The organism is Pseudoalteromonas sp. S1608 (genome assembly GCF_005887265.1).
Classification (GTDB): Bacteria; Pseudomonadota; Gammaproteobacteria; order Enterobacterales; family Alteromonadaceae; genus Pseudoalteromonas; species Pseudoalteromonas undina.
Window position 1 is genome coordinate 1 of record NZ_PNDK01000051.1, and the last position, 9,289, is coordinate 9,289.

Sequence of the window (9,289 nt, forward strand, 5' to 3'; positions counted from 1 at the left end):
TGGGCGCATAGCTCAGCTGGATAGAGTACCTGGCTACGAACCAGGCGGTCGGAGGTTCGAATCCTCCTGCGCCCACCACTTTCATACATAAGCCGACATTAAGTCGGTTTTTTTGTGCCTGAAATAAAGTGAATATGGGAAAGTAGCAAGCTACGAACCAGACGGTCAGAGGTTCACTCTTAAAAGATACGTCCTGCGCCCACCACTTTCTATTACTATTAAAGTTAATAGAAAAGAAACCGACGAAAGTCGGTTTTTTTATGTCTGAAATAAAGTGAATATGGAAAAGTAGTAAGCTACGAACCAGACGATCGGAGGTTCACTCTTACAAGACACGTCCTGCGCCCACCACTTTCATAAATAAGCCGACATTAAGTCGGTTTTTTTGTGCCTGAAATTTGAGAAAGCTTTCAGATATTAGTTAAACCCAATTATGCACACCGCTAAATTTTGTATCCAGTCACTTCTCTAAAAGCGCAGCGCCTCTTAACCTCTTTGTGAATAACGCCCTTAAAAACCTAAATGCACAAAGAGAAATGAATGAGGAGTAAATGAGAAGTTCAAAATCACTATGAGTATTTGAATGCCTGTAAGCTACGGTCTAGAAATAATACCACCGCCAACTTTTCAATGTAGACGAAGGGCTTGCTTGCTCACGGAGATGTGCCGCTTCTTCTAGCTACGAACCAGGCAGTCACAGGTTCACCCTTACAAGAGATATCCTGCGTCTACCGCTTTTATAAATAAGCCGACACTAAGTCGGTTTTTTTGTGTCTGAAATAGAATCAAAAGGCTAGACTACGGAGAAAATACTCGAGATTTATCTAGTTTTGGCTTCATAAATTAGAGAGCAATTTCGGTTTGTATTATATCTAACTCGCCTTGGCGTATTTGACTAGTATTAAAAATAAGCCGTATGGATACTATAAGACTGTTAAATAAAAGTAACAAAGTTTAACGTTTACACACACATCCAAAAGGTCAAACATGCACACAATAAATAAAACAGCACTATCAATAGCCGTTGCGCTGGCTTGTTCAATGCCATTGAATGCTCAAGAAGCTTCTACGGATAAAAAGCAAGCGTCAGAAAAAGAAACAGTTTCATTAGAAATCATTTCGGTAACAGCAACTAAGCGCAAAACAAGACTAATGGAAACACCTGTTGCCATTACAGCATTAACTGAAGCCGAGCTGAAAAGAAACGGTGTTAATAGCGTTAAGGATATTGCTAACTTAGTTCCTGGCTTAGATATTTCAACTGCAACAGATCAAGCTGCGCCAGTTATTTCTATGCGAGGTGTACGCTCTACCAATATTACTGAGCTTGGCGATCCGGCTGTGGGTGTTCACCTTGATGGTATTTACTCACCACGTATGCAAGGTGCCCTTGCATTGATGTATGACATAGACAGAGTTGAAGCACTAAGGGGCCCACAAGGCACCCTATTTGGTCGTAACTCAACGGTGGGTAGTATCAATGTTATTTCAGCAAAGCCAGAGTTTACCGACTTATATGGCAACGTTAGTATCGAAGCGGGAAACTTTAATAGTAAAAATATTGATGCCGTTTTAAATATTCCTATTAATGATGAATTTGCCGTTAGGTTTTCAGGAAAAGGCTTGAAACGGGATTCTTATTTAGAAGGGTATTACGATCCTAACCAATATGATTCAAGACGCTTAAGCGACGATATTCTTAATGCGCCAGTAATCTCTGAAGATTCTTATCAAGGTGTGGGTCAAACAATTACCCAACGAGAAAACTGGTGGATAGATGGCGCTGGCACAGATCCAGAAGCGCAAAAAGTTCGCGCACTAACACCAGCTGATAAAAGCAATTTTTACAATAATGCAGATGAATATTCATTTAGAGTTAGCACCCTATGGGAGCCTTTAGATGGTAATTTTTCAAACCACACCGTTTTTCAAAAGTATGTAAATGATAGCAACAACAACCTAGATTTAGTTAACTGCGATAAAATTCGCGGCAGAAGTGCTGAACTAGGTGGTGACTGCACCAACTTTTTACCCAGCGATAATACTTATCAGGCGGTTGTAAATGTGCCCGGTAAGCTTAATTTAGACATCACGTACTTAAGAAATACCCTTAACTACGACATAAACGATGAATATTCGCTTGTCTGGTTATTGGGCTATGAAGATATGGAGCGCTCTTCAGCACAAGATAGTGAAGTAGGTTTAGACCCTTGGGATGGCGCAACTTACTTTTTAGGCGGCACTGGCGCAGAATCTTTTTCAACTGAGCTGCAAATACAATCTGATGAATATGGCGACTTTATCTGGATTGCAGGTATAAATTACTTTCATGAAAGAACAAAAACCTTAGGTTATTACGATAACCCTATGGATGACAAAGCGTTTTGGGATCAACCCGATCGTTCTACCGATGCCCTCGCATTATTTGGCCAAGGTACATACAACTTAACTGAAAAGTTACACCTAACACTTGGCTATCGATTTAGTGATGAAACAAAAGAAGATAAAGGCGGAAAAACCTATCGCTGTTCTAATGCTGATGGCTGCGCCGTAGGTTGGTTAAATAGAACTGATTTAAATAACCTTCCTGTTGATTACTACGAAGACCCTTCTATTTATGCGTCGTACTTTGAAAACGACAATAAGGGAAGCTGGAAACACCATGATTTTCGTGTCGGTTTAGATTATGACATTTCACCTGAAACCATGGTTTATACCTATCTTGCCAGTGGCTTTAAAGCCGGTGGTATTGGTGATGTTTACGAAGTGGTAAATGACAGAACCGGTGACGTTACTCGTTTTGAAACCAAGTTTAATCCAGAAGAAGTACTTACTTGGGAATTAGGGGCTAAATCAAGCTTTTTTGATAACTCATTAAACTTAAAAGCGGCATTTTTCTATACTGACTACACCGATATGCAATATGCATCAGTAGGCTCTATCGGTAATGTTGAGCGCTTATCTGTAGTCGAAGGTGAAGATGGTTCTCCCGTTTTAGACGGTAATGGCGAGCCTGTTCTTGATTTTCAAAACAAACCTGTCATTGCTTATTACACACAAAATGTCCCTGGTTCAACAATAAAAGGTATTGAGCTTGAGTTTGACTGGAAGCCGTATCCAAATGGCCGAATTAGTGGTTACGTAACGTGGACTGATGCAAAAGTTACTGAAGATTGGAATACTAAATGGGACTACGACGCGGAGTATCTGTTTGATATTTCTTATGAAGAATCAAAAGATCCTGAAAATACCCTGTTAGCTACCAATCTTAAGGGGAATAATTTAGCAATGACCCCTGAGTTCACCGCCAATATAAGTTACACACATACACTTAACTTAGGAGAATATGGCTTTGTTCACGCATGGCTAAATGCCAGCTGGAAAGATGAGTCGTACTCAACGGTATGGAATGTTGATAAACATTTAGATGACATGGAATTTCAAGTGCCAGATGAAGCAACAAAATATATCGATGATAGCCGCGATGCATTTGCCGTATTTAACGCCTCTATTAAGTATGAGCCGCAAGGACAAAACTGGTTTGCAGAAGTGTTTGTTAATAATGCCTCAGATGAAACTATTCAATACTGGAATAATACTGGCAAAGGGATCCCCAAAGGCAGCTTTGGCATGCCGAGATACTACGGTATGAGAGCGGGTTTTTCATTCTAAATAACCGAGTAAAAATTACCCTCCTACAGGCTAAAGTACTGTAGGAGGTGCTTGATTAAATAAGGAATTTAATAATGAAAACGAAGTTAATTTCAACCTTGGTTGCTGGCCTTATAGTTATTTCACCCGCCACATACGCTAACTATTTTAAAGACGATTTTTCGTGGGGATTTGACACTCGTATTTGGAGTGCACGTAGTGGCGATAATGGCTCGCCTTTTGGCTGCGAATTTACTCCAGGAATGATTAATCCAAGTCAACACGGCATCACTCTTTCCTTATCAGAAGGTGCGTGTGCTGAGCTGCAAAGTAATCACTTTTATAGTTTTGGTAAGGTACAAGGTAGTGTTAAGTCGGGCAATATCGCCGGTACCGTGTCTTCTATTTTTACTTACACCTCATGGTGGGATTCGCCAGGACGTGCATGGCAAGAGATAGATATCGAACTATTACCTTCTTTAGGCAATGTCGTTCATACCAATGTTATCTACCAGCCCCAAGGAGGCACATATCAAAGCTGGGAAGAGGATATTGATTTAAGCCAATTCGGACTTGATTACAGAGAAAACTTATTAACCATTGGCTTTGACTGGTCTAGTTCATCAATTCGTTGGTATCTCTTCGACTCACAAGGAAACGAGAAAACAATTAGAGTGATGTACAAAGACAATGGGGATGGCGTAATAGCTAATAATGAAATTCCCAGCTATGCGTGGCCAATTGATAAAACAAAAATAATGATTAACCAGTGGAGTGGTGACAACTCGACTCAAGGAAATTACTTTCCGGGTCAATACTACGGCAGCCCTTCATGGGCATATTATGATTTTATTGAATATATTCCACACTAAATTAATCAATCCGTATTTATAAAACAGTATTTAATCTCAAAGGTTTTAAATGTCGAAAATAAAACACCCTAAATTATTACTTTGCTTATTGCCTGTTTTTGGCATGTTCAACTGCCAAAATGTATTGAGTGCAGACAATCAGCAAGTTAATTGGCCTTATGTGAACACACAACTTAAGCGTGATCCTGGCGTTGAAAAACAGATTGATAAACTGCTCGAAACAATGACTATAGAGCAAAAAGTTGCGCAAATGATACAGCCAGAAATTGGCTATTTAACTGTCGAGCAAATGAAAAAGTATGGATTTGGCTCTTATCTAAATGGCGGGAATACCGCCCCTTATGGTAACAAACGAGCGGATCAAGCTACTTGGTTAAAATACGCAGATGAAATGTACCTGGCTTCTATGGATTCGACCATAGATGGTATTGCGATCCCGACGGTGTGGGGGACCGATGCCATGCATGGGCATAGCAATGTGTATGGTGCTACGTTATTTCCACACAATATTGGCTTAGGCGCAGCGCGCGATGGCGATTTAATAAAACGTATAGGGCAAGCAACAGCAAAGGAAGTGTCGGCCACGGGTATTGAGTGGAGTTTTGCACCCACAGTAGCGGTTGTCAGAGATGATCGCTGGGGGAGAACCTATGAAAGCTATTCAGAAGATCCTGACTTAGTTAAATACTATGCGGGTAACATGGTGACTGGTATTCAAGGTGACATAGGCGCTGACTTTTTAAAAGGCAGTAACCGTATTGCCACCGCTAAGCACTTTGTGGGAGATGGAGGAACTGAGCGAGGTATTGACCGCGGTAATACGCTAATTGATGAAAAAGGGTTAAGAGATATTCACAGCCCGGGTTACTTTTCAGCGATTAATGAGGGAGTGCAATCCGTTATGGCATCCTTCAATAGCTGGAATGGTAAACGTGTACATGGCGATAAACATTTATTAACGGATGTACTTAAAAACCAGTTAGGTTTTGATGGCTTTGTTGTAAGCGATTGGAATGCGCATAAGTTTGTAGAAGGCTGCGATTTAGAGCAATGTGCGCAAGCAATTAACGCGGGCGTTGATGTGATCATGGTGCCAGAGCATTTTGAAGCCTTTTATCATAATACTGTTGAGCAAGTGAAAGCGGGTGTTATACCTCAATCACGAATAGATGATGCTGTTAGACGTTTTTTAAGAGCTAAAATTCGCTGGGGTGTGTTTACAAAGGGTAAACCATCCTCGCGTCCTGAGTCACAATACCCGCAATGGTTAGGTGCTCCTGAACATCGAGAGCTGGCAAGAGAAGCGGTAAGAAAGTCATTAGTGTTATTAAAAAACAACAATAACCTGTTGCCAATAAACCCAGCTAGCCATATTTTGGTTGCCGGCAAAGGCGCTAATGCAATCAATATGCAAGCAGGTGGTTGGAGTGTGTCTTGGCAAGGCACTGACAACACCAACAGTGACTTTTTAAATGCGACCTCTATTTTCTCAGGATTACAATCATCCGTTTTAAAAGCAGGTGGTGAAATAAGCTTAAGTGAGTCTGGTGAGTATAAAACCAAGCCAGACGTAGCCATTGTAGTTATTGGTGAAGAACCTTATGCAGAGTGGTTTGGAGATATAGAACGACTAGAGTTTCAGCCTGAAACTAAACAGGCTCTCAAATTACTGCGTAAACTTAAGGCCGATAATATTCCTGTTGTCACCGTCTTTTTGAGTGGCCGCCCGCTTTGGGTAAATAAAGAGCTCAATGCATCTGATGCTTTTGTTGCTGCATGGTTGCCAGGCTCTGAAGGCCAAGGTGTTGCCGATGTATTACTCACTGACCAACAAGGGAATGCTCAGTTTGATTTTGTCGGTAAGCTGAGTTTTTCATGGCCAAAATACGATGAGCAATTTAATTTAAACCGTGGTGATGCCAATTACGATCCCTTGTTTGCGTATGGTTATGGGTTAACTTATCAAGACAGCATCAATATGTCCGCCTTAAGTGAAAAAACCACGCCTAGAAAGAACGTAAAAAGTAATGCCCAGCCTTTGTTTGTAAGAAGCTTAGCTAAAAACCTAACTTGGAAACTAACAGATAGCACAACAGCACACGTTTTAACGACCGGCTCATCGGCAACCAGTGGTGATAAAAAAAGCCTGCTCATGCAGTCTGTGAACTTGTCGTATCAAGAAGATGCAAGACAATTTAGTTGGCCATCTCAATTTGCTAATGCAACGCTGAGTCTAAGCTATTTAAAGCCTGAACTACTTGATAGCAAATTTAATAACGCCTATCTTGAATTAAAACTGCGGTTAGATAAAGCGCCTGAGCAAGACACTAAATTACAGCTTATGTGTAACGAAAGTAATTGTTTAAGAAGCATTAAATTTTCATCGTTAAACAAGGTAATGTCTGATAAACGCTGGCATACTTTGGCAATACCGTTAAATTGTAATGATGGCGATGTATCTGCAGAGATAACAGATGTACTGCGCATAACTAGTCGTAACTTACGCTTAGCAATTGCAGATGTAACCTTAACGAAGAAGCCAGATAATAATGCTTCAAAATTAAGTTGCGCAAATTAGCCACACTCAATGGCAGTCGACAAAGAACAGATAATCGGCTGCCTTTAAAACTGGATCTACGAATGTGAATGCCAAAAACCCCAGAAACCACCTTTTCTGGTTATTTCAAAGTTGTGGTTGGATTGTATATGCAATGCTAACTGAGCTGATGATTAAAATACCCAGCGAAGAGCCGTGGTCAATACACATACCGCATTTAATCATTGATGTAACATGTGGTTTTTTGATCACGCTAGCTTTAAGAAGAGCTTACAACTGCTCAAGCAAGCACGCATTCAAAACTAAAGTCGCATCACACTTAATACTGTTGTTAACTGCAACATTAGTTTGGACACAAATAAAGTGGGTCACTTTGCAATGGTTATATGGCAATGGCTGGCTTGCCATGTCGTGGTTTGACTTTGGTACTTGGACGTCAGCATCGTTAACTATGCTTTCAACATGGACTGCTTTTTATTATGCAATTAAAATTTATTTAGATAATTTAGAGCAAACTCAAAAAGCCGCCGAAGCGACGCACCTTGCCAAAGAGTCGCAACTTAAAATGCTACGATACCAGCTTAACCCGCATTTTATGTTTAACAGCATTAATGCCATTTGCACCTTAATCTTAAAAAAAGAAAGTTTGCAGGCTGTTAATATGCTCGAAAAACTATGTGACCTACTGCGCCATAGCTTGTATACCGACCCACTTGAAAAAGTAGCGATTAAAGAAGAAATTGCCATATTAAAAACCTACTTAGATATAGAACAGTGTCGATTTACCGACCGGTTAGAGGTTAATATAAGCGTTGATGAACCATGCAACGATTTATTAATCCCTTCTTTATTAATTCAACCGTTAGTCGAAAATGCCTTAAAACATGGTATGCGAGCAGATCAAAAAATGGTGATCACAATCAATGTTGAAAAAACAAAAACCGCATTGCTCATTAAAGTTGCAGATACTGGCAAAGGGTTTAACGACAATAAAAAATCAAAAAGAGGCATAGGCTTAGCTAATTGTGAGCAACGCTTAAAATTAATCTATGGAAACAGCCACCACATTGAAAAAGGCAATGCCAAAACAGGCGGCGCATGGCTGTGTATTTCTCTTCCTATTAATGGTTTGCAATAATGATTCAATTAAAAACTTTACTGGTTGACGATGAATACAGCGCTATTGAAGGGTTACGTATTCGTTTGGAAGCTTTTGACGAAATAGACGTGATTGGCAGTGCCCAAAGTGTTGATGAAGCAATTAATATATTGAACAAACATGACGTAGATTTAGTTTTTTTAGATATAGAAATGCCAACAAAATCAGGCTTTGAGTTAATTAAACATTTTCAGCCAGAAAGCTGCCCAGCGGTTATTTTTGTTACTGCGTTTCACCAACATGCGGTTAAAGCATTTGAAGTGCGCGCACTTGATTACTTACTTAAACCCGTTAAGTTAGACCGTTTAGCTGAAGCGATTGATAGAGTTATTAATACTGCAAAGCTAAATAGTAAAAACGAGCTAATTGAAGTACAGCAGTCATTGGTGAAAAATGACCCCGACGAAATCGCCGTTTCTGCTAATTCTGACTATAAATTTGAAGCCGAAAACTTAGTGATCCAAGATGCTAAAAACCCGATTCAAATAATTCCGTTTAAAGATATTTTATGGATCGATGCGGCAGGCGATTATATGTGTGTTCATACACTGATAGAAACCTATGTAATGCGAGCGCGTTTAAAAGATCTTGAAAAAAACACCTTACCAGAAGACTTCTTACGCATACATAAATCAACCATTGTTAATTTAAGCCACATAAAACAGCTCAACCCATTACGTAACTCTGAATACATGGCAGTGTTAGATAATGAAAAAAACCTAAAGGTGAGTAGAACGTACAGTAAAAATTTAAAAAGCTTAATAAAACAATAACGGTGGTTTTCTGGTAACACCACCGCCAACATTTTTAATGTAAACGTAGAGCTTTGCTTACGTTGCTTTTGACTTATAAATTTTTAATTACTTCTCTAAAAGCGCAGCGGCTCTTAACCTCTTTGTGAATAACAGCTTTAAAAACTTAAATATACAAAGAACTTGCTTATATTAGCAGCGCAGCTTCTCATTCCTAAAACCTAAAACCTAAAACCTAAAACCTAAAACCTAAAACCTAAAACCTAAAACCTAAAACCTAAAACCTAAAAACTAAAAC

5 protein-coding genes and 1 tRNA gene are annotated in these 9,289 nt (G+C 39.7%); all 6 read left to right on the plus strand.

The genetic code is table 11. The features are described 5' to 3' along the window. Nucleotide 1: 1 nt before the first annotated feature. The 6 genes from CWB75_RS16780 (at nucleotide 2) to CWB75_RS16805 (ending at nucleotide 9,012) form a co-directional block, all read left to right on the plus strand. Nucleotides 2–78 (plus strand) — tRNA-Arg (locus CWB75_RS16780). 909 nt (nucleotides 79–987) lie between these two features. Further along, entirely contained in the window at nucleotides 988–3,672 is a 2,685-nt protein-coding gene (locus CWB75_RS16785; RefSeq protein WP_138571252.1) for a TonB-dependent receptor, read from the plus strand. 74 nt (nucleotides 3,673–3,746) lie between these two features. Next, nucleotides 3,747–4,523, plus strand: a complete 777-nt coding sequence (locus tag CWB75_RS16790) for a family 16 glycosylhydrolase (protein ID WP_138571253.1) — start codon at nucleotides 3,747–3,749, stop codon at nucleotides 4,521–4,523. 49 nt (nucleotides 4,524–4,572) lie between these two features. After that, nucleotides 4,573–7,101, plus strand: a complete 2,529-nt coding sequence (locus CWB75_RS16795) for a glycoside hydrolase family 3 protein (protein ID WP_138571254.1) — start codon at nucleotides 4,573–4,575, stop codon at nucleotides 7,099–7,101. Nucleotides 7,102–7,234: 133 nt separating this feature from the next. Then, nucleotides 7,235–8,218, plus strand: coding sequence for a sensor histidine kinase (locus tag CWB75_RS16800; protein WP_008111366.1), 984 nt, complete (start codon nucleotides 7,235–7,237; stop codon nucleotides 8,216–8,218). Then, a complete protein-coding gene (locus CWB75_RS16805) occupies nucleotides 8,218–9,012 on the plus strand; it encodes a LytR/AlgR family response regulator transcription factor (protein ID WP_138571255.1) in 795 nt (264 codons plus the stop codon). The genes CWB75_RS16800 and CWB75_RS16805 overlap by 1 nt, the downstream gene beginning before the upstream one ends. Nucleotides 9,013–9,289: the final 277 nt, after the last annotated feature.